This window comes from Oligoflexus sp., from assembly GCF_035638955.1.
GTDB lineage: Bacteria > Bdellovibrionota_B > Oligoflexia > Oligoflexales > Oligoflexaceae > Oligoflexus.
The window spans coordinates 84,582-108,295 of record NZ_DASQYZ010000500.1 but is presented as its reverse complement, the minus strand read 5'-3'; the positions used below and the strand labels follow the sequence as shown (position 1 = coordinate 108,295).

The following is a 23,714-nucleotide window of genomic DNA, read 5'->3' as shown; positions in this document are numbered from 1 at the left end:
ACCCGCGGATAGCTACAAGTAAATATGTAGCTACATCTGGGCCATAAATTTCTTGAGAGACGTCATGACATTCAGGGGTATTTCATGGCCGCCGGCAAAATGGACAAATTCCAGCTCATAAGCATGCTTTTTGAATATCCCAGCCAGATCTTCGGAGGCTGCGTAGGGTAAAATAGGGTCGCCGCGCCCGTGCGACTGGAAGACTTTCAAACCTGTATGACGGGCCCATTGGAGTTCCCAGCGCGGCAAGGCCAGAAGACTGCCTGAAAGTTGGACCAAAGCCGCCGGCTTCTGAAAACTATGCAGAGCGACGTCAAGGCTGACCATGGCGCCCTGACTAAAACCGCCCAGGATCACCTTGGGGTACCTGGCCTGCACTTCGCTCAGCAGATTGTGTACAATCTCACTGGCCTGGGTCAGGCCATCGGGGACCCGATCGGCAAAGGGGCGACGGTTGCCTGTACGCATGGATTCCTCCAAGGCCACCATATCAATGGGAAACCAGGCGCGGCCTTCCATATGGGGTCCAATCGCGACGGGAAGTATACCGTTGGGAAAAAACCAGTCATAGGACTCGGCCTCGTCCAGTTCGACGGCAAGGGAGGCCAGATCACGAAAATCGGCGCCATAGCCGTGCAGAAGAATGACTGCCTTCTGATTGCCGGGTTTTTCCGTAACAACACAATCGAGTCCAGCCATTTTTTTCATTTGAAAATTACGCATGCGAGCCTCCCTTGGGACTGAATTAGCAGCTTCGGGGTATAGCAAGCAAGCGGATTTGCCGAAAAATATAACCTTACCGCATGGCAAGTCAAGTTCCTGGATCGTCTGTCGAAAGTAGCCTTGAATCTTAATTTACAGGTGCGTCGATGTTCATTGAAAAACCTTACAAGATTGCCTTAATCGATGACGATCCCCTGATTCTCTCCTTGATGAATCAGGCCATCAGTCGTGATAAGGACGTCCTGCCGCTCGCCTTCCAAAACCCCAAAGAGGCTTTGGTCGAGATCAAGAATCAGAAAATTCGTTTGGTGTTTTTGGATATCAATATGCCCCAGATGTTTGGGGATGACGTGCTGCGTGAATGCATGAAACTGAAGCTCGGCATTCAGGTCTATGTGGTGACGGGCAATGGCACCATGATTATTTCCGATCGTTGCTTCAGCCTCGGCGCCCGGGCTATTTTACCCAAGCCCTTGAATATCGATGATTTCAGGGCCTCGGTCCGTGAAGGTATCGACTATCTGGACCGTTGGAATGATCACATGGGTCGGTCGACGGCGCGCAAACCAGCTTGAGGTTTAGGTCTTGGGCTTCAGCACCATGGTTTCGATCAGGTTGGCTGACGGCATCCGGCAGTGCAGATCCCAGCTGGTGCCTTGTTCAAAGGTGTCGCTTAAATCCGTCACCAGCATGATTTTGAGCCGATTGCTGCCGAACGATTTCACGCGTGCGGCCTGAAAACCATAGAGCCGCTGCAGCTTAGGAAAGACAGCCTTATAAAGACTTTCCTTCCCCGAGAAAATCAGAGTCAAAGATTCTTCTCGCGAAATCTTTTGTAAATCACTGATCTCGTCGAGTTCCTCCAGATCACAGCAGATATGCTTAATCATCTGCGGCGTGGCTTCCTTGATCACCCGTTCAATATCGATGCCCACGGATTCAATCTGGGCCGCAGGACCCACTATGGCTGTCGCCAGGCGGTCTGTATGGGAAATCGACCCGACAAGGTCAGCGGGCCACACCGGAGCCCGATCTTCACCTGCAGGAATGAGAGGCGGATGGGAGTAGCCGAGACTCTCCATACAACTCTTGGCGCAGAGGCGCCCGCAGAGAAATTCGATCTGTCGTTTTTTGATGGCATAGCGAAGATTAGGTGGCAGTTCCAGGCCTTCTTCCTCAAGGAATGAGTCAGCCTGGAGCTGGTCGCTATTGAAACTGAGGGTCCATTGAAAAGCCCCATGAGGAAGCTTATTCACGCTCATGGGGACTTGATTGCGTATACTCATAGTTTCCCGAGTTAAGGCAGCGTCCTTCGTTTACTCAGGGAAGGTATAAACGATATCGACTTTCGAATCAAGCGCTGGCTCAAAATTCAAAGTGATCGTGGCGCCAGCCCGCGTAAAGTTGGGTTCAGGTTTACCGTTGTAGTAAACATCAAAGGTGCCTTTTTCAGGATTGGGTACGCCGGCAATCGTGAAAGACTTCACCTGGGCCTTATATTTATATGTCAGGATGAATTCCGTTCTTTCCGCGACCGGGCAGGTTGTAACGACTTCGTTTCGAAGCTCGTCAATTATCAATGTCGTTCCCAGCACGCAGTTACCCGCCATCATCTGGACATTAAGAGTACCTGCCTCAGGTGTTCCAACGAGTGGGAAGCGGCGTTCCGCGCCATCCGGAAGTTCATAAGACAGGGTCAATTCTTTGTCTGCCTTGTGTTCCGCTGCCTTAATTGCGACTGAAGTCTCCTTGGGAGTGACTGCAGTCACTGTAGCATCGATCTGCGTGGTGCCCTCAAGCACACGGAAATTCTTGGCCCCAGTGGCAACCATCACTGAATAAGTAAGAATGGGCGCCTTGACGAACTTGTAACTGACTACGACCTGCTGACCATCGAGTGGCTTCACTGCAAGTTCCACTTTCTTCGTAGCTTTGTCATACGTAAAGGCGTTGGTTGAGACTCCGTTGACTGTCACCGTAACAGCGTCTATAGGTGAACCAGCCACAGTCACTGCCCCGAACAAAGGTTTGGTCGGATCGTCCACACGATATTCGGCTTTGACAGTCGCATTCGCGGGCGGTGGCGTATTAAACGTCAACGTTCTATCAACAAGAGTATAGGCTCCAGCGGCCAGTGCCGTACCATTTACGGTTACGATCAATGTTCCTGGGGCGGGTGTCCCGGTCAAGGGCACCGAAGTAAACATCGGCACGGGATTGATGAGGTATTTGAATAGAACTGTGCTGCCGGCAGCAGGTTCTTTGCCGGCATTGAACTGCACCTTTGTGCCACTCAAAGTATAATCGCCAGGATTCACAGGTGTGATGACGCCAGCCGCTGACTTCACGCTGACCGTGAGTGTGCCAGGAGCGGGCTCTTTATCCAGGGTAAAGGTATTATCAAGCAGTAAAGCTATTTTCGCAGAGATCAGATTCAAAGTGTCTTTATAGCTTGCATCGCAGATATTTCCGTAGTTTTTCGTCGGAGGCGTCGTCTTATAGTTGAAGAGACGAATATACTGCGGCGCTGGATTGCCCGCTGTTGCACATTCGGCCTTGCTGGGCGCGACGATGCCGTAGAATCCAGCATTTTTGCCGACTTCACGCTTCAACGTGGTCTCCACATAATCGATCAAATACGTTTCTTTGGCCCAGCCTGCTGTGGGGCAATCCAGACCATCGAGACTGCAGTTATCTTCGTCGCTGACAATCAAAACGGCCACGCTTGAACCAGTTCGAGTTGTCTTGCCTGGACAACGCAAGCCGACGACAGCCTGGCGAATACCCATTTCATTACCGCTGCCCGAGGTTCCTGCTTTCACTGCATTCGCAAAAGCATCAGCTGCATTGGCATCAGTTTTCTTGATTAAGGTTGAGTTACAGGTCTCCTGACCACCCAGATCGGGATTTAAAATATCGTTATTGGCCACCACTACGTTCGTGTTGATGACATTGATTTGCCAGTCGGAATCGGCGAGGGAAACAAGGAGCTCATTGAGCTTGCCCGATAGGTTGGCCTGTTCTTCCTTCATCGAGCCTGAATTGTCGATCACAAGGACAATGTCCACCGCCCCTTTTTTACCCGACTGAGGCTTGGCTTCATTCTGCTCTACGCCGGGATTTCCCTGGGTGAAAAGGTTGGTGTTGGTATCGCGTTTAACTTGCGTAAACGTTTCATTGCCGTCGGCAATTTCATTCTTGAGTTTAAAGCTCGTGGAGGCGCCTTTCAAATCCAAAGTGAATCGGCTTTCGGCGTCTTTGATCACAGTCGTGGGAAACTGCGCAAACAGCGAATCCGGACGCGGTTTCAGCACCGCCAGAACCTCCAAATCAGTCGAGCTGATAGGAGCCGTGGTAATCCCGGTATCACCCGTATCAACGCTATTATTCGCGGCTTCAGCATCTTCGCTGGTCGCGCTTTCGGTCGTGGCCTGATCGGATGTGCTGCGAAAGCTTGAGTTGCTACAGGCTGTGTGCAGATAGATCGCACCCAAACCCAAAAGCAAACTTTTATGTAAGGCCTTGGCTCCCTGAAACTTCATGTGCCGACTCCCCCAATTGTCTCGACCCAGATCCTAGTGGAAATTTGCCTTCCCTTCGCCTGCATAAAACTAGATAACTCTATAAAATTTCAAGCGAAAAACAAGCATTCAGCAAATTCTCTAAGACCCAATATCATACGAAAGGTTGTTAGCCCACCGTATCGGCATTTCGAAGTCGATCTTGAGAAAAAAATGCAATGGGGAGGCTTTCATAATGCTTTTCATAGGTTGCAGAGGCAATTCTGCCCCAACGGAAAGAATGATGACGCAGGGCATGGGATGCATTAACCTTAATGAAAAGGGAAAGGGTGAAAGCATGAAGAAACAGCTGCTTGGAGTCGCGGCCTCGGTCGGATTCTGTCTGGCCAGCCCCTGCTACGCGAACTGGACCTTGAATCTTGGTTATCATAATCCTATGAACGCTGATTTGGGCGTCAATTTTCTTTATTGGGGCAGCCAGTGGAATTTTGAAGTCGGCATCGGCTGGGTGGATGCAGACGCCAAGGCCACCGATGATGTGGATGAAACGGTTAAGGACGATGACGGCGTGGGCCTGGCGCTGGCGGGTGACCTTAACTTGAAGTACCGATTCACCACAGGGGCCATAGCACCTTACGTTCAAGTCGGGATCGGCGCCTGGACTTCGGCGGCCGTAGGTGACGACACAGATGCCAACGCGGACCTCGGTGGGCCCTTTATCGGGGCGGGGCTTATGATCGGAAAACCGAATTTTTATGGTTATGCGGCTTACAATGTCGATAAGTCTGAAAACGGTCAGGTCCAAGCCGGCATCGGTTTTGATATCTGATCCTGAGCGGAGCCGCGATGCGCATCGGTTATCTCGTTCCGGAATTCCCGGGCCAAACTCATATCTTTTTCTGGCGTGAAATCTGCGTCCTGCGAAAGCTGGATGCGGATCTCCTCCTGCTTTCGACGCGTCGGCCGCAGATGCTCAGCCGGCATGCGTTTGGTCCTGAGGCCCTGGCTGAAACGCGCTATATTTTCCCACCTCAGTTTTTTAAAGCTCTGTTCTTTCTTATGAGTCGACCTCAACTCACGCTTAGCATGCTTCGCTATATAGTTAATATTGAGGACGCCAACCTAAGAATCAGGCTGCGTTTGCTTGGTCTCATGCTCTGTGCGGCTGATCTGATTCTCCTGGCCCGCGAAGAGAAGCTGGAGCACATTCACGGCCACAGCTGTGCGGATGTCGCTCATCTGCTGGCTCTGGCGGATCAGGCCGGAGATTTGCCTTACAGCCTGACTCTGCATGGTGATTTACCTGTCTATGGACAGGGACATCGATCCAAGTTTGCCCGGGCCCGTTTTGTGGCCTGCGTAACCTTCGCCCTACAGAAGCAGGTGCAGGACGTCTGTGGACTCGACCCCAGGCGCCTCCCGGTGATTCGCATGGGCGTCGATGTTAAAAAATTCCGACCCGGTCCAGCACGGGTCGGCAAGCCGGGAATTTTAAAACTCATCACGGTTGCCCGCCTTGCGGAGTGCAAAGGTCATATCTATGCCATCCGCGCCTTGAAACTGGCTCTGAGTTCGGGCCTGAACGCCACCTATACCATCGTCGGTGATGGTGAAGAACGTGCGATTCTGGAAAAAGAAGTGATTCTTTTGGAACTGCAGTCCAATGTTCGCATGGTAGGAACGGCAGGGGAGCATGAAGTTTTACAGTTCCTGCATGATGCCGATTGTTTTGTCCTGCCGAGCATTGGCTTTGGCGAAGCCGCTCCCGTTTCCGTCATGGAAGCCATGGCCTGTCAACTGCCGGTGATTGCTTCGATCATTGGCGGGACTCCGGAGATGATTCAGACCGGAGTTAACGGTATCCTCGTTCAACAGAGGGACGTCACCGGTCTGGCTCAGGCCATGTTAAAAATCGGCGCCGATTGCGATTTGCGTCGCGCGCTCGCTCAGGCGGCGCGAGAGACGGCCATCAACGAGTTTTCTGCCGAGCATTTTGCGACGGAACTTCACAAGGCGATCCTCGCCAAAGGTTGATCATGAAACCCCTGCGTATTCTTATTTTAAGTGAGCAAAATAACCCCGACTGGATCAGCGTGCCCTTGGTGGGTTACCGGCATACAGAAGCCCTGGCTCGCCGCCATCGGGTGCATCTGGTCACCCATATTCGCAACAAACCGGCTCATGACAAGCGGAATGGCCCCTTTGCTGATATCACCTACATCGATCTAGGTTGGCTCGACCGGGTCTATTACTGGATCTTCGAAACGATTTTCAAAGGCGACTTCGGCAGTCAGGCTCTTACGGCTGTGCGTTTGCCCTTCTATCTGATCTTTGAATGGCTGGCCTGGCGGCAGCTTAAGGGTTTGGTGGAGCAAAACACCTTTGATTGTGTTCTGCGCGTGACGCCGGTTGCGCCCGTGCTGCCGAGCCCCTGGGCGCGCTGGACGAAAAAATGGAAGGTGCCTTTTGTGATCGGCCCTATCAACGGCGGCCTGCCTTTTCCTGCCGGTTATGAGCAGGCTCAGAAGCAGAAGGAATGGATCTCCAATCTGCGCAGGCTTTATCACCTGATGCCCTATGCGCGATCCACCTATCGCGAGGCGCGGGCTATTATCGGCGGTTCATCGCAAACCTGCTCAGAATTTGCGGCCTATAAGGACAAGGTGTTCTTTATTCCCGAGAATGGCATCACCCCGGATATGATTCAGCTCCGGCGGGCCATGGCGGATACCAGTCGCCCCCTGCACCTGCTCTTTGCTGGGCGCCTTGTGCCTTATAAAGCCTGTGATTTGGCCATCAAGGGTTCGGCCGAACTCTTGCGGTCCGGTCGAGCGCATATGACGATTGTCGGTGATGGAACCGAAAGAGCCGCATTGGAAGAATTGGTCAAAGCATTGGGTGTGTCAGCCTTTGTGACTTTCACCGGTATGGTAAGTCATGAGGTGACGTTGCAGCATTTTGTTAAAGCGGATGTCCTGGTTTTCCCTTCGATCCGTGAGTTTGGAGGCGGCGTGGTGTTCGAAGCGCTGGCGACCGGCGCAGTCCCCATGGTGGCTGATTACGGCGGTCCGGGTGATATCGTGCACGAGGCCATAGGTTATAAAATTCCCTTGAGCGATGAAGCCCAAACGGTGGCTTTTATTCAGAAGACTTTAATGCAATTGGAACAGGATCGGGCTCGCTTGCTCGAACTCAGCCGCAAGGGGCAGGCTTTTGCCCGGGATGCCTTGACCTGGGATGGCAAGGCCGGGCTGACGAGCCAGATTCTTTATTGGGTGCTAGGGCAGGGTGAAAAGCCAAGGCTTTAACCGGCTTTTTGCTCAGGAATGTAAGGCGCAGGCACGAAGCTTTCGTCGAGGACGGGACGCTTCGTGCTTTCAAAACTGAGCTTCACTTCACGCGTTTCCTCAATATCACGCGCATTGGTGTCCATTTCCAACTTGCGTTGGATGATGGCTTCCTCCAGCTCCCGAATCTCCTGATGCAGTTTTTCATTCTTCCGTTCCAAACGATCAATCTTGCGGCCCGCATCATCCAGGATGGTGCTGACGTTGATCTTGGCAGAAATCAGGGTTTTCTGCACAATGCTGATCACCATTTCTTTTTTATTATCAGGCAGCTCACGCATCAGTTTAATGGCATCTTCAATTCCGTAGGATCCATTCCGCGCCGGCAGAGTTGGGGCGGCAACAGTGGGCGGCATGGGCGCAGGGGTCTGCAGGGTCGGCGCTTGCGGTGCCGTTGCCAGGGGTGGCGCCGTCGGCCTTGGTCTTAGATCCGGTCGCTCCGGACTGATGCGCATCGCGGCTTCAAGGTCCAAGGCTTCTTTTTCATAGGGATTTTTTCGATTGAAAAGACCCATGGAACAAACTCCTTCGTGTGACCTTGTTGGTCTCTGAGAACAACTCTGATAAATGGCTGATATTTTCACTTTTCGACTTGCGCAGCCGGGCTCTGAAAGGCCTGGGTTAAACTTATGAAATTGATGCCTAAACAGACGGCATTAAAATTTTTCATGAGAGGTCTGCAATCAACCGATAGAGCGCTGACTGTTACAAGGAGCGCACAGCGGTTATGCTGCAAGGAATGTTGGGACCTTATCAACTCATGGAGCCGATCGGCGAAGGCTCGCTGGGCCGGGTTTACAAGGCTCTCGACACGCGCAACCAAACCCTGGTGGCGGTCAAGGTCCTGCATGATCGCTTACGTCAGGATCCGATGTTTACCGGTGTCTTTCACCGCGAACTGATGATGCAGCAGCGTGTGAATCATCCGCATCTCGTGCGGTACATGGACGGCTGCTATAATCCGCCCGTTTACTATATGGTCACCCAATGGATTGACGGCTGGACTCTGCGCCAGGTGCTTCGACATTATGGTCGACTGCCCCCGCTGGTCAGTCTTGCCATTGCCTGGCAGTTTGCCCAGGGGCTGGATGGCCTGCACTTGCATGATCTGATTCATGCCGATCTCTCGGCGTCCAACATTATGGTGGAACGCAGTGGCAAGGTTTACCTGGCCGATTTCAGCCTCGTCCTGGATTCGCACCTCGAATCCTATAAAAACGTGATGATTGGCACCCCGGGCTACTATTCGCCCGAACATCTCAGTGCCGACGCCGTGGTTGCCGCGTCAGACATTTATGTGATGGGTCTTTTGATTTTTGAAATGGTGGAAGGTCAAAAGATTATTCCCGAAATGGATGCCAAAACCCACCGGGTGCAGGTGATCCACGCCATGCGTAACTTGCGCGCCGGGATCATCAAATGTACCGACGAAAACCTGCGGCTCGCGCTCAATATGTTTCTGGAACAAACTCTCGATCCATTGCTGACACGCCGGATAAGCAGCATTGAAAAAGCTTCCAGCTATATTAAGCACCTTCTGCTAAAATTTGGTATTCAGGATCCCTATGGAGCCGTTCGTCAGTTCTTGAAAGACGGACAGTTTCAAACCAAAGATTCGCAGAAACATCGAGATCAGGATATCTATCAGGGTTATAAACCCTATTCGATAGAGGATATCCAGCTCCTTGCCAAAGGAAATTGACCCCCCATGCCTTTGAAAATGGATCGGAAGAAGCTGAAAAGCTGGATAGTGAACATTTTTGCATTTCTTGTGCTGGCCTATGTGGTGGAATATTGGCAATCGCGCAATATCACCCGAGGCGTTTTGCCGGAATCCTTGCGCACCCTGTCGTTACCGACTGTGGAGGGGACCACGCGCAGCCTTTGGAGTCCTGAAAAATATACAGTGATTTATATCTTTGCGCCCTGGTGTGGCGTTTGCCGCGCCAGTGGAACTAATATTGAACGATTGCCGGATCGTTTTCAAAAAGCCGCTTTAGCCTTAAGCTGGGAACATCCGAATGAGGTGGAAAATTTTGTGCAGGACGTGGGTCTGCGGGTGCCAGTCCTGATGGGGCGTGGACCGGAGGAAGCGGCCCTGCAGATTGGGGCCTATCCTTCCTACCTGATCATCGATACGCAGGGACGGATTGTGAAAGCCTGGAGTGGCTACACCACAACCGTCGGCCTTTGGATTAAGAGTTACCTGGCGCTGCTTTAGGCAGCTCGCGGATAAAGCTTTTCAGGTGACGAGCCACCATGCGTGGCGCTTCCACCTGCGGCGCGTGGCCGACATCTTTCAGCACCACAAAGCGGGAATTTTTCATGAGTGTATGACCCTTGGCGCCATAGGCCACGGGGAAAAGCTGATCGCGATCGCCCCAGACGATCAGGGTCGGTATTTCAATGCGCTCCAGGTTCTTGTTCATAAAGAGGTCGAAGAAACCCGGATCGTTTTTATCACTATAACCACCGAAGTTGCGCTTCACGAGCTCGCCATACCAGTCATGGTTCTGACGGAAACGCTGGAATATGAATTCTTTGCCGAACGGGGGCAGGAAGGGCTGCCGGTGGAAAACCTTCGACCAGAATTTTTCAAATTCCTCGATGGTTTTGACCTGAAATATATTCTCACCGCGGATGATTTCGTCATAGAGCGATTCATGCTCAAGGTCGATGAGGCCGGCGGTGTTGAGGAGCGTAATGGATTTCACAACATCGGGTCGCACCAGGGCTAATTTCAGGGCCATCGCACCACCCAGCGAGTTGCCAACGACATGCACCGGACCCATGCCGCTTTTGGTCACAAATTCATCCAGCCAACGACCGTAAGCGTGCGTGTCATAGGCCAGCTCGGGATTGGCAAAGCTTTGGCCAAAACCCGGCAGATCAATCGCCATGACGTTGAACTCTTTAAAGAGATGAATCGCCAGCGAATACACACTATCCTTACTGTCGGCGAAACCATGCAGGAAGAGAACCGTTTCGCGATTGGGCTTATTGGTTGTCCAGTAGTGTACAACACCGTCGGACAACTCAACTTCATGCAACTCGGCTCCAATGACCCGACGCGCCGCCTTAATGCAGGCGTGGTACAGGGATTCACCGGCTTTGACCTTGGCTTCGAAGGTGGAATCCTGCCAGCTATTCTTCAGTCGACCGAGGTCGGACCAATTGACGTCAAAGCCCCGGGCTTGCTCCAGAGCTGCAGCGCCCCAGTTGGAAACATTCTGGATGAGGGTATTGCCTTCAAAGAATTTCAACATGGTTCTGCCCTTGTGTGGATATTGATTCGGTTTTACCAGACCAGCGTATTTTGCACCATCCCATTGTTAAAACACTGCATCTGCGCCCTTACGTAAAGCAAATCTTGATCCATTTCCGGAGTGAACATCTGTTTAACCTTCAAGAGGGTATCCTGAGGCCAATCGTAGCGGGCCTTTTCATCGGTTTGAACATTCCACATCAGCAGCCTATCGACACCCACCAGGACGAAACTGGGCCCCTCCTGGAGCACCACGCCAGGACGCGACGTATTCTGCAGCAAGCTGCTGCCAAAGCGACTGTGAGCTGGAGCCTGGATCCCGACAGCGTCGAGCACCGTCGGCATGATGTCCATATGCTGCACGGGTCGATCGAGATCCGCGAACGGCAAGGGCTGGTCGTTCATGATGAAGATCAGGGGCACGCGGTAACGCCCGGGGGCGGTTTCATACTCGGGGAACTGACTTTTTTGGGTGTGATCGGCTGTGAAAATAAACAAGGTATCGGCGAACCACGGCTGCTGCCGCGCGGTCTCGTAAAATTTTTGCAAGGCAAGGTCGGTGTAACCCAGACTTTCATGAATTTCGAGTTGGCCTTTAGGAAAACGATCCTTGTGCTGGGGCGGGATGGTGTAAGGGTGATGCGAGGTCAGGGTAAAAACGCTGGCGAAGAACGGTCGTCCGTCACCACCCATGCGTTGGGCGGCATAGTGCATGAAGGGTTCGTCGAAGATGCCCCAACGGCCATCGTGATCCTTGGGGTCGGGATATTCCTTTTCGCCAATATACTGTTCAAAACCGAAGCGATCCGCCATCACATCGAAGAACATGGTCCCGTTTTCACCGCCGTGAAAAAACTGGGTGTGCACACCGTTTTTGCGAAGGATTTCCGGATAACCCTGCACGCGGTTGGTTTGATACGGCGAGGTGATGAAAGCGGCTTCCATCCAGGCCGGGATGCCGGCGAAAATCGAAGGCAGGGCATCGATCGAGCGACGTCCATTGGCGTACGCGTTTGGAAAGGAGCTGCCTTTTTCGGCAAGACTCTTAAGAAAAGGGGCGTATGTGGGATGGCCTTCAGGAGGTAAAACATATTCCTTGCCGAAGCTTTCCAGTATCACCAGCACGACGTTTTTGGGTTTCCGGGGCAGCGGGATCACGGGTCCCTCATTCCTTGCCGCGACCATCGCGCGCGCCGCGTTGTCTGGCATATACTGCACGGCATGGAGAAAGGCTTCGTCGGAAGATTTGAGCAGGGTAAAGGAACTGTTCAAGATCAGAATGCCGAGTTTTCCGGTTTCACCCGCATAGGCCTGCGCTGGAATCAGGGGTTTATGCTGCCAGCCGCCCCGGCCACCAAGCACGCACGAAGCCAACAATAAAATTAGGCCCACGGCGAGAGAAACTTTGGAATCACGGTGCACACGACGCAAATTTTTAAGCGAAAACCAGATGAGACCTGCGGTAAGGGCCAGGATCAGGAGCGTGTAGTACCAGTAGTAAACGGCAATTTGTCCCGCCTGAGCCAGCAGATCCTGGCCGATAGCCAGGGAATCCCGGGTGAAGCGTTTGCCAGTGAAACGATAGTACTCGACGTCGACGATGTTCACGGCCAAAAAGCAGCCATTGATCAAGCCGAAAGCCCAGGCCAGAATTTTTTCCTGGCCCCGCCGCCATCGTTCCGGGAGTGGTGTGAAATAAAGCAGAAACAGGACAGCGTTGGTTATCACAATGGCAACAAGGTCAAAGCGGGCGCCCTGGGCGAAAGCCAAGGCCAGAATATTCCCATCGGTCCCCTGGAACTGGCTGTGATTGACCAACCAAAACAAAAGACGGACGGATTCATAGAGAGCGAGCAGCATCAAAGTCTGAATCCAAATACGGCGTAAAGTTTGCAATGACATCCCCCAAAACTGCGACGCATCCACGTCACTGGGGAAGAATGCTAGCGCAATCCCTGGTCCTCTTCAAGTCGGCTGGGAAAAACTGCGTGATTTCGCGCTGCATCAGGGCGCGAAAAGCGTTCCTTGCGGCTGAACTGGCGTTTCGGTATGCTCGAAGGATACGTTTCATGGAGTCAATTATGCGGTCAGGCCTGGTCGTTCTCAGTGTCTTTGCTCTTGTTCTTAGCGGATTCCGCATCAAATCCGGTGAAAAAAATTATGAAGACTTCAAGCCGCATATGCGTGCGGTTTATGCTTCTCTCGTGACCATTTTCCCGCTGGCTTTGAATACCCGCAGCTTCACCAGCAAGGATAATAACAAAGCGATACAAGAGAACCTGAATCTGATCGCTCAGCATGCGAAAGAGATCAATACGCTAGCGGCCAAGGATGAAAAGGGTCATGCGTATTTGAGTTTGCAGCTGGAACGCAATGCCCGCCAGGCCGCTTTGAAATACAAGGATGGCCTGCATGATCAGGCGCATTTTTTTGTTGAAGAGCTGTACGACACCTGTCTGAGCTGCCACACCAGTCGCAGCAGCAGCACGGACTCAGCCTTTACCATGGATCTGTCGAAGAATTTGGATCTGGATGCCATGGGAACATTCGGCAAAGCCAAGTTCCTGGCTCTAAGTCGGCAGTTCGATCGCGCTCTCGACGAGTATGAACGCATCTTCAAGAGTCAGGATTTGAGTCTGGAAGAGCTGATGCACTTTGATCCGCTGGTGGATTACCTCGTTCTCGCCGTCCGTGTGAAGGGTGATGCCGATCGTCCGCTCAAAACCATCGCGGAGCTGCAGAAGCGGCCCTTGCCCGGTCCGGTGAAACATGATCTGGAAGCCTGGCAGAAAAGTTTGAAGCAGGTGAAAAGTCGGCCCAAAAAGCAGAGTGATTTGGAATTTGCTCGGACTTTGATGAAGGATGTGAATCGCGATCGCATGAGTCTGGTGAACACCATCTTTGCTTCGAAATATCTAAAGGATCATTTGAAGCGAGCCAACATCAGCGCCAAAGATAAAGCAGAAACCTATTACCAACTGGGAATCTGCGAACTCAGCATCGGTGAGTCGCTCCTGGCGGGGGAATCGGGCATGTATCTGGAAGAATCGATTCGGCTGGCGCCCAAAGCCTCATTCGCCAAGCGCGCCTTCGAACTTTATGAAGAGTCGGTGACTCTGGGCTATACGGGAAGTGCCGGAATCAATCTGCCGGTGGAAGAAAAAGCCCGCCTCGACGAATTACGCAAACTCGTTTTTTAAGCTTATACTCCAACCTGCATGGCCCTTCCACCTGCAGCGCCCGCTGCCGCTGCCGCTACACACACGTGATGACGAGGTTGAGTCGCCCGAGCGATCAGCCCGTCGTCCTTGCGATAAATCTTGAGTGTCGCCGCCTATTGAGTATCCTGATAGGAGCGGGCGAACGCGCTTGATTATCGCGCCAGTCCTTTTAAAAGGGTGCCATGATAGTGCACGCAGGGCAGGACGGCTGTATCGGGCAGAAGTATGGTTCCTGGTGACAGGACGGCGTTACAGCCGGTTTGAGCGCGATCCCCCAGCAAAGACCCCAGTTTTCGTAGGCCTGATTTGATGCGAGTTGGCTCGCTGGGATGCTGAACCTTGACCTCGTCGCCTTTCAGTTTTAAATTGGCGAGCTTTGTTCCGGCGCCCAGATTGATGTCGTAACCCAGGATGGAATCCCCGACGTAGGCGAAGTGTCCGGCTTTGGCGTGATCGAAGAAGATGGAACCTTTGACTTCAGTGGTATGACCCACAACAGCCTTGGGGCCAATGTAGGCGCTGCCTCGAATGAAGGCGCCGTGCCTGACTTCAGCGCCTGCGGCGATAAAGGTGGGTCCTTGAATATAAGCAAAAGGGCCGACTTCAGCACCTTCGGCGACGTAGACGGCTCCTTCCAGGACGGCCTGGGGCGATACCCGGCCCTTGACGACAGGGCGATCGGTGACTTCATGGTCACGCAGCATCGATTCCACAAGCGCGGTCAGTGGTTTTCCAAGCAATTGAAAAACGTCGCTGACAGCGAATTGTGAACCGCGATAAATTTTATCGAGATCAAAAAGAAGTCTGGGGTTTATCGATTCCGCCATGATGGGCTCCTCCAAGAGAGGGAAAATATTGCCTCAAGAAAACTGCCTACGTACCGAAGCGAGCCTAAGGGTAACAGCATCCAGCTGGGATGGAGAAAGGTCAAGACTTTATGTTTGACGTCAATCATTTCAAAAGATCGGTGAAAGACTGGATTCGAGTGAATCCCCAGGGGTCGCTGGTCGACTTAAGAGATTACTGCGATGAAATCGTTCCACCGCAAAGCTATGCCGCCAACCAATGGCTGATTGACCAGACTCTATCCTGGTATCGTCATGTGTTGGAGCGTCGCGAGATGGAAGCCGGCGGCGTCATCGATGACGGTGATGACGACTGATATTGAACTCTGTCTTTGAGCAGCAAAAAGCCAAAGGGCCTGCGAGAAGCAGGCCCTTGATCTTTTGAGCTGAAAGTTTTTTTAAACCGTGATCAGCTATGCTTGTAAGTTGATTCTTTCACCTGCTGAAATTCAGATTCGGGGATGACATCAAGGACCTCAAGGTCATCAAAGCCCAGATCTTGAATCCAGTGCACGTTACGCATTTCAGGCAGAGGTGAGACCACGCTCGTCCCATCATCGCGCTCATAGTATTCGAAAGCTTCCAAAATTTTCCCATCCTTGGTCAACTGGTAGTAGTGATATCCATCACCATTCACCAGGCGGCCATCGCGGGAGTCTCCAGTCCAATATTCTTTGGCAAACATGACGTCAAAATTCGCTTCACTGTGGTGCTGCATGATTTGCCCTCCGATTGCTGCCCATTTCTGACGACCCTGCACATCTTTCGGCAAAAAACGAGCAAGGTTGAGTCGATCCTGGGGGCAGGCAGAAAGCGCCAATAAATCAAAGTCTTAGTTCAGCCAGTGGCCAAAACGATTGAACCGAACCGTCGGCCAGAACGTTTCAGAATCCTCGTTATACCAGCTCCATAGCACAAAAAGAGCTTTGCCTCGTACGTAGGTATAAGGAACAAATCCCCAGCTCCGTGAATCCGTGGAATTGTCCCGGTTATCACCCATCACGAAGAGAGCGTTTTCGGGAACAACCTTGTCCTCACCGTCCGCCGGAAACTTGCGGCCTATATCATAATAAGGACTGGTCATCTTGTCCTGCATGACCCAGTGTTCGAGCTCGCCCAGTTTTTCCTTATAAAGGTCCTTCTGGTCCGGGTTGTTGGTGATATCCTCGAGGATACCCCTGTCGTTATTGGCATCGATGCGATTCTGCTCGACGCCGTTGATATAGAGAATATTGTTATCGACCTTAATATGATCGCCGGGCAGGCCCACGACGCGTTTCACATAATCAATGTCCGTGTTCTGCGGATATTTGAATACGATGATATCACCGCGTTGAGGCGTACCCCATTTGACTAGCGAGATATCCGTGAACGGCACTTTCAGGTCATAAGACAATTTGAAAGCCAGGAGGCGGTCACCCACCTTGATCGTCGGTTCCATGGAAGCCGTCGGGACATGGTAGGGGGAAGCGACAGACCAACGAAAAGCAAAAATCGCGAGGACCAAAATGCCAAGTTGGCGCAAATTCTCGGGGCTCCAAAAGCCGGGTTTGGTCTGAGGCTTTACATTTTCCGCCATAAAGTTCCTGATTCCTCATAAAGGGTCTTTGCTGAATATCACGAGCTGCTTTCGGGGCAAGCCTTGACATCACTTTTACCCCAGGATGCCTCTCTTGTCATGAAAGAATCCTGAGAGTTTCTGCCTACCTCCGGATTTTAGAAGGACCGGCGGTCGACCGATAAAACTCCCATGTGAGTCGGGAGGACCATGATGCGGGCATTTTATCTGGCAATGATCCTGGCGCTGGGCAGCGCAAGTGCAGAGGCTTACACGGCAAACAAGGTGGCTTTTGAATTTATGCAAAATGGCCAATATCGGATTACGGTCAACTACACCGATGCCGAATTGAAGGAATTTCGCGAATCCTATGTGCTGTTCAATAAGAAAAAGGAAGCTGAATCCTTTTATTGGAAACTGGTGCGCGGTGCGGATTTTTACCCGGAAGATCCGAAGCTGGTGCGCTTCATTCCACCCAAGACCAAACCCACACCCTGGTAACGGACGAAGCTTAGAGTTTTTGCACCGATTTCAGAGCCTCGCTTGAAACCGTGGCTCCCAGTCGACTGATCACATCACTGGCCATTTCCGCAGCCATGCGTCCGCAGACTTCCAGCGGCTTGTTCTGGCACATACCGTAGAGAAATCCTGCCGCGAACATATCACCCGCAGCCGTGGTGTCGATCACTTGAGTCGGCACCGGCTTGACGACGATGCGACGCGTGCCGTGACCGATCAAAGCGCCTTCGGCACCAAGTTTGATGGCCGCGATCGCGCCGGCATCGGTAATGAAATTGGCCGCTGCTTCCGGCGTGGAATCAAACAGCAGTTTGGTTTCTTCACGGTTGCTGAAGACGATATCCGCATAGTCTTTGATGATTTCAATAAAGGCATCGCGGTTGGCGCGCACCACGAAAGGATCGGCCAGATCAAACGAGATCAGGGTGTCGTTCGCCTTGGCGATATCCAGCGCGCGGCGAATGGCTTTGATCTGGCTGGGGTTGGCCCATTGATAACCGGCGAAATGAAAGATCTTCGCCTGCTTGATATCCTGCTCGGGCACAATGCTTTCATCAAATAGGCAGCTGGCACCCAGGTTGGTGTTCATCGTGCGTTCGCCGTCGGGCGTGACGAGGATAAAGCAAATACCCGTGTGGGCCGCCACATGCTGCAGACTGCCGCGAATACCGATTTCATTGAGACGCTTATCGATCAGCTGGCCGTAACTATCACGACCCACGGAACCTGCGAAGGATGTTTTAGCGCCAAGGGAGGCCAGGGTGCGAATGGCGTTCAACGAAGAACCGCCGAGTTCCACGGTTTGCTGTTTTTGAGCGAAATGGTCGATCACTGTCAGCTGCTTCGCGTCATCGACAAGATGCATGATGCCTTTGTTGAGGGACAGATTTTCAATATCACGGTCATCCGCTTGCACGAGGATATCGACAAGGGCGTTGCATATGGAAACGACGTCGAGGCTCTTCACGAAAGTACTCCTGTGACTTTATGGAAGAGCCTAATATGGACCAGGGAAATGGAATGTTCAACGGAGATCAGGCCTGCTGTGAGGTTTGCCGAACCGGGATGGAGTCAAAGTGACGTAGATTGGCGTAGGCCGCTTCCTGCTTAAGCAGTTTGGCCTGAAGAGTTTCAATATCCTTGATGCTGGCAAATACAGTCTGGACATATTTTTTATGGCAAAGATGGCTAATCGCCAGGGCCGCAAACACTGGAACAAACGCGGTGTCCGCCAGGATCAAGCTGGATCCGAGGCTCAGGACCATGGCCACGGTCAGACCAAATAACTGATTCCGGCGCTTCGACCAGAAACCGGTCTCGGTTTGATAGGATGCCACCGCAAAAAAATGGAATACCAGTCCGCTCAAGGGGCCGATGGACACGCGCCACAGATGGGTAGGCAGGGAATCGGCGAGTATTTCCAGGCCAACCAGCATGCCAAAGGCCCAATACGCGTAAACGTTTTGCCGACGCAGGATCGCTTCCTGATGATGACAGCCTTCAGGCAGCTTCAGTCGGGTCCACATCCACAGACTTAAAGTGACAATGACTGCGCAGGTGGCCGCATCGATCTGAGGTAATGCCATGGCTGCCCCATTCATTCAGCAATGTTTGGATATGGTTGAATTATAATCGCAAATCTGATCTCTGTCACGAGCAAGCTTGCGAGGCGGTGCTGCGCTTAGCCGGCGAGCTTATTTTTCTGGGTATTAGGCTTGCGGCGTATGTTGTTGAGCACAACAAATCCCTTGAGAAGTGAAGCACACACAGCTTTGCTCTGCAATCGAATCGGCATGAGCATCGCGAATTGTGTGCTGATGCTTGGATCTGCCGAGCAATTGATGGCAATGGTATGGGCGTCGCTGCTGGCAAGTTTCGCCATGGTTGCCTGCAGGTTTTGCGGCACGCTGGCTTTGGTCTTGCCTTCGATCAAAAGGCCGACATAGGAACCATCGGCCACGAGATGGATACTGTCGCAGCTTTGCAGCAGCTCCGCCAAGGCCTGGACAAAGCCCAGCATGATACCTGTGCGGTCCCAACTGAAGCCGTACTGCGTGCTGCAATTTTTTACGAAAGCCTCAGCTGCCTGCTGATCCTGAATGGCCTGCGATCGCAAGACACTCCCCCAGGCCAGGCAGTCCTTTAAATCAAATGAAACTGTGCCGTTGCAGGCCAGCGAAATGAGTCGGAAAAAATAACTGGTGACCAAAGGGTCCGCCGGATCGAGCCATACAGTGATATGGGCTGGATCTGACTGCGTGCAGGTCAGCTCGGTTCGTAAGTCTTCGCTTTGCTGCTGATAGATACGGGCCAGCAGGTGCTGTTCCGTCATCTGCTGCGTTTCGTCGACTTTACCCACAGCGCCCGAGGTGGCAAAGAGCAGATGATGCATCTGTTCCGTGTTTTCATCGAGTCGGCGCACCAGTTCCGATTGCAGGGAACTGGCGAAGCGATCTTCCATTGATGCCTGGAGGCATACAATGGTTTGTCTGAGGGCTTCCTTGAATTGAATCAGCCCTTCAAAGCGCTTCTTTTTTGGTTTTTCTTCCGACATACGCCGCCTGTTGAAAACTCTCCTCTTAACTCTTCTGCTATCGGCCACCTAAGACGGAAGTTAAGTTTCAACAGCGATTTCTTTGAAAGTTTTAAAGGGTTTGAATTTAATTATCTAAAATTATTGGAAATTATGACGGCTATGCTCCCAGAACTTGCTCCAATACGCCCAAGCCGAGACGTAAGAAAAGCCAATGGAGATCCAGAGCAAGACCATTCCTGGGACGTGATATTCATCCAAGCGCAAAAGCAGAAGGACAATCGCCACATCCTGCAAAGCAGTTTTAATTTTGCCGTAGCTTGAAACCTTGATGCTGAATCCCTGCTCACTCGCGGCCAGTCGCAGCCCGCTGATGCCAATCTCCCGACACAGGACGAGAATGGTTATCCAACCGGCCACAATTTGTGCTTCTGTTAAAATCACCAGGGCGGCCATGACCAGGAGCTTATCCGAAATGGGATCCAGAACTTCACCAATGCGCGTGACGTTATTGGTCATGCGCGCGATATAGCCATCCAGAAAATCCGTGATCGCGCCCACCGCAAACAGTATGGCTGCCAGGTAGTTCAGGGGACGAACATCCCATATGTAGAGAAATGCGATCACAGGGATGACGGCGATGCGAAACAGCGTGAGCTTGTTCGGCAGGTTGCGCATCCAACTCTTTACACCTTCGTTGTCGTTATCCATCTTTCGCCTTCGCACTGCTCATGATATTGATAAGCAACCGCAAACGGGGGGCCCGGCCTTGGTCACGCAAAGCTTTTGCTGTCGCTGCGGCATACGGTTCCCAATATAGCTGAAGATATGGAACGAAGACCACGGATTTTGCGGGCTTTCCATGAAAGGTGCTCTCATGGCGCTAACGATCGAAACGGATCATCTCGTCATTGGCTCTGGCATTGCAGGTTTGATGCTGGCCCATAAGCTAGGCCAATTCAGCAAGGTGGTTGTCATTGCCAAGGGCAGTCTGCTTGACAACAATACCCGCTATGCCCAGGGGGGCATCGCTTCGGTCCTCGGTCCCGAGGATTCCTTTGAGCAACATATTGAGGATACCCTGGAAGCAGGGGCTGGTCTATGTCACCGCGATATCGTACGCATGGTGGTCGAGAAGGGGCCGGCGCTCATTAGCGAGCTGATCGAATTGGGTGTGGATTTTACCCGCTCCAAGGACGGCACGGACGATCAGCCTTATCATTTGACCCGGGAGGGCGGGCATTCCGCGCGGCGTATTATCCATGCCAATGATCTGACCGGACAGGAAGTGCTCCGGGCTCTGATCGAAGGGGTTATGCAGAACCCTAATATCCAAGTGTTTGATGGCATGTTTGCCGTTGACCTGCTCACCACCGACAAGTATCGCCCACAATTTGGTAGCAACAGCTGCATGGGCGCCTATGTCTTCGATGAGAAACAAAATCAGATTATTCAATTTCGCGCGCAGGCCACCTTTCTCTGCACCGGTGGTCATGGCAAAGTTTACCTCTATACGTCCAATCCCGATGTGGCCACCGGTGATGGTCTGGCTATGGGATGGCGAGCCGGCTGCAAGGTTGCGAACCTTGAATTTATGCAGTTTCATCCCACCTGTCTCTATAGTCCCAAGGCCAAGAACTTTTTGATTTCAGAAGCTGTTCGGGGCGAGGGCGCGATCCTGAAAGACGCACAGGGCCAGCCTTTTATGCACAAATACTCGCCGCTCGAATCGTTGGCGCCTCGCGACATCGTCGCCCGTGCGGTGGACCGGGAGATTAAAAAGAGCGGTCTGCCCTTCGTCTATTTGGATGCCCGTTCCATTGGGCCCGAAAAAATTCAAGCGCATTTCCCCAACATTCATAAAGTCTGCCTTGAGCAAGGCATCGACATGACCAAGGAAATGATTCCCGTCGTACCTGCGGCCCATTTCAGCTGCGGAGGACTGGCCACTGATTCATGGGGACGTACTACGGTCAGTAATCTTTTTGCCGTTGGTGAAGTGGCTTGTACCGGTCTTCATGGGGCCAATCGTCTGGCATCCAATAGCTTGCTTGAAGCTCTGGTCTTCGCGGATCGTGTGTCGAAGCACGTGCAAACCTTTGGCCTGCCGCCGCTTCCCGAAACTCATGTGCCGGATTGGAATTCGTCCGGGACCATCCAGGCCGATGAACTGGTTGTGCTGACCCATACATGGGACGAAATTCGGCGCATTATGTGGAACTACGTCGGGATTGTTAGGACGCAGAAGCGTTTACAGCGTGCTTTTGACAAGATCAATGCCATTCGCAATGAACTGCAGTCCTACTACTGGGAGCATCAGATCGATACGTCCCTCCTTGAAGTCCGCAACCTCGCTGATGTTGCATTCATGACCATTCGCTGTGCAATGAAGCGCAAGGAGTCACGGGGCATCCACTACAATCTTGATTACCTCGAACAGGATAAGAGTCAGGAACCCATTGATACGTTGATCTGGTAGTGTCTGAAATTCAATTGGATTGCTACTTGCATTCGCAGGTCCTTTGGACATAATGGACGATCTTGTAATGTTTTGGCAAAGCAGAGGACAAATTATGCGCACATCTTATGTTGTTTCTTCGGTCTTCGTTGTGTTGCTCGGGATGGGTGGCTGCAAATGCAGTGGCGATAACAAGGACGCCAACACACCAGCCACGACGACGACGACAACCCCTGCCGGTGAACCCGCAGCCGCCGCCACAGAATTGAAAATCGAAGACATCAAAGTCGGCGAAGGCGCAGTGGCGGAACCAGGCAAGCAGGTTGTTGTTCACTACACAGGAACCCTGACCGATGGCACCAAGTTCGACAGTTCGGTGGATCGTAATGAGCCTTTTACCTTCTCGCTCGGCGCAGGCCAGGTGATCAAAGGTTGGGATGAAGGCGTGAAAGGCATGAAAATCGGCGGCAAACGCAAGCTGACCATCCCCCCAAGTCTGGGTTATGGCGAAGCCGGCGCGGGCGGCGTGATTCCACCCAATGCCACTTTGATCTTTGATGTTGAACTGCTGGACGTGAAATAAGACGGGAGCGGATTTACTCCCGTTCCTCGATGGCCTTGACCCAATCTTTGGCAAGGCCAAGAATCGATTTTTCGTCGAGATCCACGCGATCACGATGCTGCCCTGGACGTAGATAGGTTCGGTTCGGCAAAGTCCCCAGGGGTGGACCGCGTCGCAGAAAATCTTCCGCCGTTTTCAAATCCTTGACATCCCGTCCCATCGCTGTAAACGCTATCTGGGCTTGAGCCAGACAGGCAAGCAGTTCCTCACGCGCCAGACCATAGTCGTTGTGCAGAAGGCGGGTGATCCGCGGCAGTGACGAGGCCGGACACAGGTTCCAGGCCAGGAAATGCATGATCACTTCAAAATAGGAATCAAAGGTCAGAGCCATATCTGTCAGCGGAGGCACCTCGTTGAAAACGTAACCCGGCGCCTTGCGGATCAGAATGCCCATGACCTGAACGCCCCCGAAGTTCCGCGTGATCAGCGGTTCCAGGGTGTTCAAAACTTCGTGTTCCACTTTGCCAAGACTCAGATATTCGCGATAGCCAGCCGGTGTCAGCTCCCCGGTCAGGAGCATCTGCACACCACAGTAAATAAAGGCATCGAGCTCAGCGTTGTCACCGATGAGGATGAATTTGGATTGAGCCGGTGCCTTGGCCATATGATTCAGGATGGTGGCCGTTTTATAGGCGACATGCTGCTTCAATAATTTCAGGCGGCCCATTTTGAGATTGTAGGCCTGATTTTTAAAGGTATCGCTGGTCCAGTCCATCCCATCCTTGGCCAGCTTATCGCGAATCACGCGTCGTAGCTGAGGCGGCGAGGCCGAGAGAAAATGCAGAGGCCGTGGACCGAGAATATCCTGACCCTCGAAGGCCGCACCCCACCGGGCCGTCAGCAAGGCCAGGGGCGCGCCATTGACCGCAACTTTCGCATCCGCGTCTTCAAAGGCAATCTTGATCATGCCGACAGCACTTTCAAAGCGGGTTTCAATATAGGTTTTATCAATGTCACAAATGATTTGCACATCAGCCGCTGACTCCGTCAGCAGACTTTCCGTATCAATCAGGGAATTGACATTATAACTGCGATTGTTGCGAGTGGATTCAGAACGGGATCCGCGCCAGAATCTATTCATGATTCTTTCCTCCGAACTTAT

The 23,714-nt window shown here is 52.4% G+C and carries 25 protein-coding genes; 11 read left to right on the top strand and 14 right to left on the bottom strand.

The annotated features are described in order from the left end of the window. Positions 1-30: 30 nt before the first annotated feature. Positions 31-723 carry a hypothetical protein gene (locus tag VE954_RS41615; protein ID WP_324964384.1) on the bottom strand — a complete coding sequence of 231 codons (693 nt, stop codon included), beginning with the start codon at positions 721-723 and terminating at the stop codon, positions 31-33. A gap of 146 nt (positions 724-869) precedes the next feature. On the opposite strand from VE954_RS41615, the gene VE954_RS41610 reads away from it, so the two are divergent. After that, positions 870-1,298: a response regulator gene (locus VE954_RS41610; RefSeq protein ID WP_324964382.1), complete on the top strand. Its 429-nt coding sequence runs from the start codon at positions 870-872 to the stop codon at positions 1,296-1,298. Between the two features lie 3 nt (positions 1,299-1,301). Here VE954_RS41610 and VE954_RS41605 read toward each other — a convergent pair whose 3' ends face one another. Together VE954_RS41605 and VE954_RS41600 are read right to left on the bottom strand one after the other, a co-directional pair. Beyond that, positions 1,302-2,009 (bottom strand): 4'-phosphopantetheinyl transferase family protein, encoded by a 708-nt coding sequence (locus VE954_RS41605; protein WP_324964380.1) that lies wholly within the window; start codon positions 2,007-2,009, stop codon positions 1,302-1,304. Positions 2,010-2,039: 30 nt separating this feature from the next. Then, positions 2,040-4,265 (bottom strand): hypothetical protein, encoded by a 2,226-nt coding sequence (locus tag VE954_RS41600; protein ID WP_324964377.1) that lies wholly within the window; start codon positions 4,263-4,265, stop codon positions 2,040-2,042. Positions 4,266-4,581: 316 nt separating this feature from the next. Between VE954_RS41600 and VE954_RS41595 the strand changes: the two genes are divergently transcribed. Genes VE954_RS41595 through VE954_RS41585 form a run of 3 tightly spaced genes read left to right on the top strand, consistent with a single transcriptional unit; the run spans position 4,582 to position 7,552 of the window. Next, complete coding sequence (locus tag VE954_RS41595; RefSeq protein ID WP_324964375.1) at positions 4,582-5,073, top strand: hypothetical protein; 492 nt, start codon at positions 4,582-4,584, stop codon at positions 5,071-5,073. A gap of 17 nt (positions 5,074-5,090) precedes the next feature. Beyond that, complete coding sequence (locus tag VE954_RS41590) at positions 5,091-6,278, top strand: glycosyltransferase family 4 protein (RefSeq protein WP_324964373.1); 1,188 nt, start codon at positions 5,091-5,093, stop codon at positions 6,276-6,278. Between the two features lie 2 nt (positions 6,279-6,280). Next, positions 6,281-7,552, top strand: coding sequence for a glycosyltransferase (locus tag VE954_RS41585; protein ID WP_324964371.1), 1,272 nt, complete (start codon positions 6,281-6,283; stop codon positions 7,550-7,552). On the opposite strand, the gene VE954_RS41580 is transcribed toward VE954_RS41585, so the two are convergent. Next, positions 7,549-8,106 carry a hypothetical protein gene (locus VE954_RS41580; RefSeq protein WP_324964369.1) on the bottom strand — a complete coding sequence of 186 codons (558 nt, stop codon included), beginning with the start codon at positions 8,104-8,106 and terminating at the stop codon, positions 7,549-7,551. The genes VE954_RS41585 and VE954_RS41580 overlap by 4 nt on opposite strands. A 212-nt stretch (positions 8,107-8,318) precedes the next feature. On the opposite strand from VE954_RS41580, the gene VE954_RS41575 reads away from it, so the two are divergent. Next, positions 8,319-9,293, top strand: coding sequence for a serine/threonine-protein kinase (locus VE954_RS41575; RefSeq protein ID WP_324964367.1), 975 nt, complete (start codon positions 8,319-8,321; stop codon positions 9,291-9,293). A 6-nt stretch (positions 9,294-9,299) separates the two neighbouring features. Then, on the top strand, positions 9,300-9,812 hold the full coding sequence (locus tag VE954_RS41570; RefSeq protein WP_324964365.1) for a TlpA disulfide reductase family protein: 513 nt from the start codon (positions 9,300-9,302) through the stop codon (positions 9,810-9,812). Here the strand turns inward: VE954_RS41570 and VE954_RS41565 are convergent. Both VE954_RS41565 and VE954_RS41560 read right to left on the bottom strand, forming a co-directional pair. Then, entirely contained in the window at positions 9,787-10,857 is a 1,071-nt protein-coding gene (locus VE954_RS41565; protein ID WP_324964363.1) for an alpha/beta hydrolase, read from the bottom strand. The two genes, VE954_RS41570 and VE954_RS41565, sit on opposite strands and share 26 nt — an antisense overlap. Before the next feature lie 32 nt (positions 10,858-10,889). Beyond that, positions 10,890-12,752 carry an LTA synthase family protein gene (locus VE954_RS41560; protein ID WP_324964361.1) on the bottom strand — a complete coding sequence of 621 codons (1,863 nt, stop codon included), beginning with the start codon at positions 12,750-12,752 and terminating at the stop codon, positions 10,890-10,892. A gap of 185 nt (positions 12,753-12,937) precedes the next feature. Here VE954_RS41560 and VE954_RS41555 point away from each other — a divergent pair, with 185 nt between their 5' ends. Beyond that, the gene (locus VE954_RS41555) at positions 12,938-14,056 is read left to right on the top strand and encodes a hypothetical protein (protein ID WP_324964359.1); all 1,119 of its coding nucleotides are present in this window, start codon (positions 12,938-12,940) and stop codon (positions 14,054-14,056) included. 173 nt (positions 14,057-14,229) lie between these two features. On the opposite strand, the gene VE954_RS41550 is transcribed toward VE954_RS41555, so the two are convergent. Beyond that, on the bottom strand, positions 14,230-14,904 hold the full coding sequence (locus tag VE954_RS41550) for a hypothetical protein (protein ID WP_324964357.1): 675 nt from the start codon (positions 14,902-14,904) through the stop codon (positions 14,230-14,232). Positions 14,905-15,014: 110 nt separating this feature from the next. On the opposite strand from VE954_RS41550, the gene VE954_RS41545 reads away from it, so the two are divergent. Then, the gene (locus VE954_RS41545) at positions 15,015-15,239 is read left to right on the top strand and encodes a hypothetical protein (RefSeq protein ID WP_324964355.1); all 225 of its coding nucleotides are present in this window, start codon (positions 15,015-15,017) and stop codon (positions 15,237-15,239) included. 92 nt (positions 15,240-15,331) lie between these two features. On the opposite strand, the gene VE954_RS41540 is transcribed toward VE954_RS41545, so the two are convergent. Together VE954_RS41540 and lepB are read right to left on the bottom strand one after the other, a co-directional pair. Next, positions 15,332-15,640, bottom strand: coding sequence for a hypothetical protein (locus VE954_RS41540; protein ID WP_324964353.1), 309 nt, complete (start codon positions 15,638-15,640; stop codon positions 15,332-15,334). 114 nt (positions 15,641-15,754) lie between these two features. Then, entirely contained in the window at positions 15,755-16,501 is a 747-nt protein-coding gene (gene lepB, locus VE954_RS41535) for a signal peptidase I (protein WP_324964351.1), read from the bottom strand. Positions 16,502-16,690: 189 nt separating this feature from the next. Between lepB and VE954_RS41530 the strand changes: the two genes are divergently transcribed. Further along, a complete protein-coding gene (locus VE954_RS41530) occupies positions 16,691-16,981 on the top strand; it encodes a hypothetical protein (protein WP_324964349.1) in 291 nt (96 codons plus the stop codon). A gap of 10 nt (positions 16,982-16,991) precedes the next feature. Here the strand turns inward: VE954_RS41530 and VE954_RS41525 are convergent, their stop codons facing one another. The 4 genes from VE954_RS41525 to pgsA all read right to left on the bottom strand — a co-directional run bounded on the left by VE954_RS41525 (position 16,992) and on the right by pgsA (position 20,243). Continuing rightward, a complete protein-coding gene (locus VE954_RS41525) occupies positions 16,992-17,966 on the bottom strand; it encodes an adenosine kinase (RefSeq protein WP_324964347.1) in 975 nt (324 codons plus the stop codon). A gap of 67 nt (positions 17,967-18,033) precedes the next feature. Then, positions 18,034-18,585: a hypothetical protein gene (locus tag VE954_RS41520; RefSeq protein ID WP_324964344.1), complete on the bottom strand. Its 552-nt coding sequence runs from the start codon at positions 18,583-18,585 to the stop codon at positions 18,034-18,036. A 95-nt stretch (positions 18,586-18,680) separates the two neighbouring features. After that, on the bottom strand, positions 18,681-19,553 hold the full coding sequence (locus VE954_RS41515; RefSeq protein ID WP_324964343.1) for a hypothetical protein: 873 nt from the start codon (positions 19,551-19,553) through the stop codon (positions 18,681-18,683). Between the two features lie 120 nt (positions 19,554-19,673). Then, on the bottom strand, positions 19,674-20,243 hold the full coding sequence (gene pgsA, locus VE954_RS41510; RefSeq protein ID WP_324964341.1) for a CDP-diacylglycerol--glycerol-3-phosphate 3-phosphatidyltransferase: 570 nt from the start codon (positions 20,241-20,243) through the stop codon (positions 19,674-19,676). 166 nt (positions 20,244-20,409) lie between these two features. Between pgsA and nadB the strand changes: the two genes are divergently transcribed. Both nadB and VE954_RS41500 read left to right on the top strand, forming a co-directional pair. Next, positions 20,410-22,011: an L-aspartate oxidase gene (gene nadB, locus VE954_RS41505; protein WP_324964339.1), complete on the top strand. Its 1,602-nt coding sequence runs from the start codon at positions 20,410-20,412 to the stop codon at positions 22,009-22,011. A 94-nt stretch (positions 22,012-22,105) separates the two neighbouring features. Continuing rightward, positions 22,106-22,573 (top strand): FKBP-type peptidyl-prolyl cis-trans isomerase, encoded by a 468-nt coding sequence (locus VE954_RS41500; RefSeq protein WP_324964337.1) that lies wholly within the window; start codon positions 22,106-22,108, stop codon positions 22,571-22,573. A gap of 13 nt (positions 22,574-22,586) precedes the next feature. On the opposite strand, the gene VE954_RS41495 is transcribed toward VE954_RS41500, so the two are convergent. Then, on the bottom strand, positions 22,587-23,693 hold the full coding sequence (locus VE954_RS41495; RefSeq protein ID WP_324964335.1) for a phosphatase domain-containing protein: 1,107 nt from the start codon (positions 23,691-23,693) through the stop codon (positions 22,587-22,589). Positions 23,694-23,714: the final 21 nt, after the last annotated feature.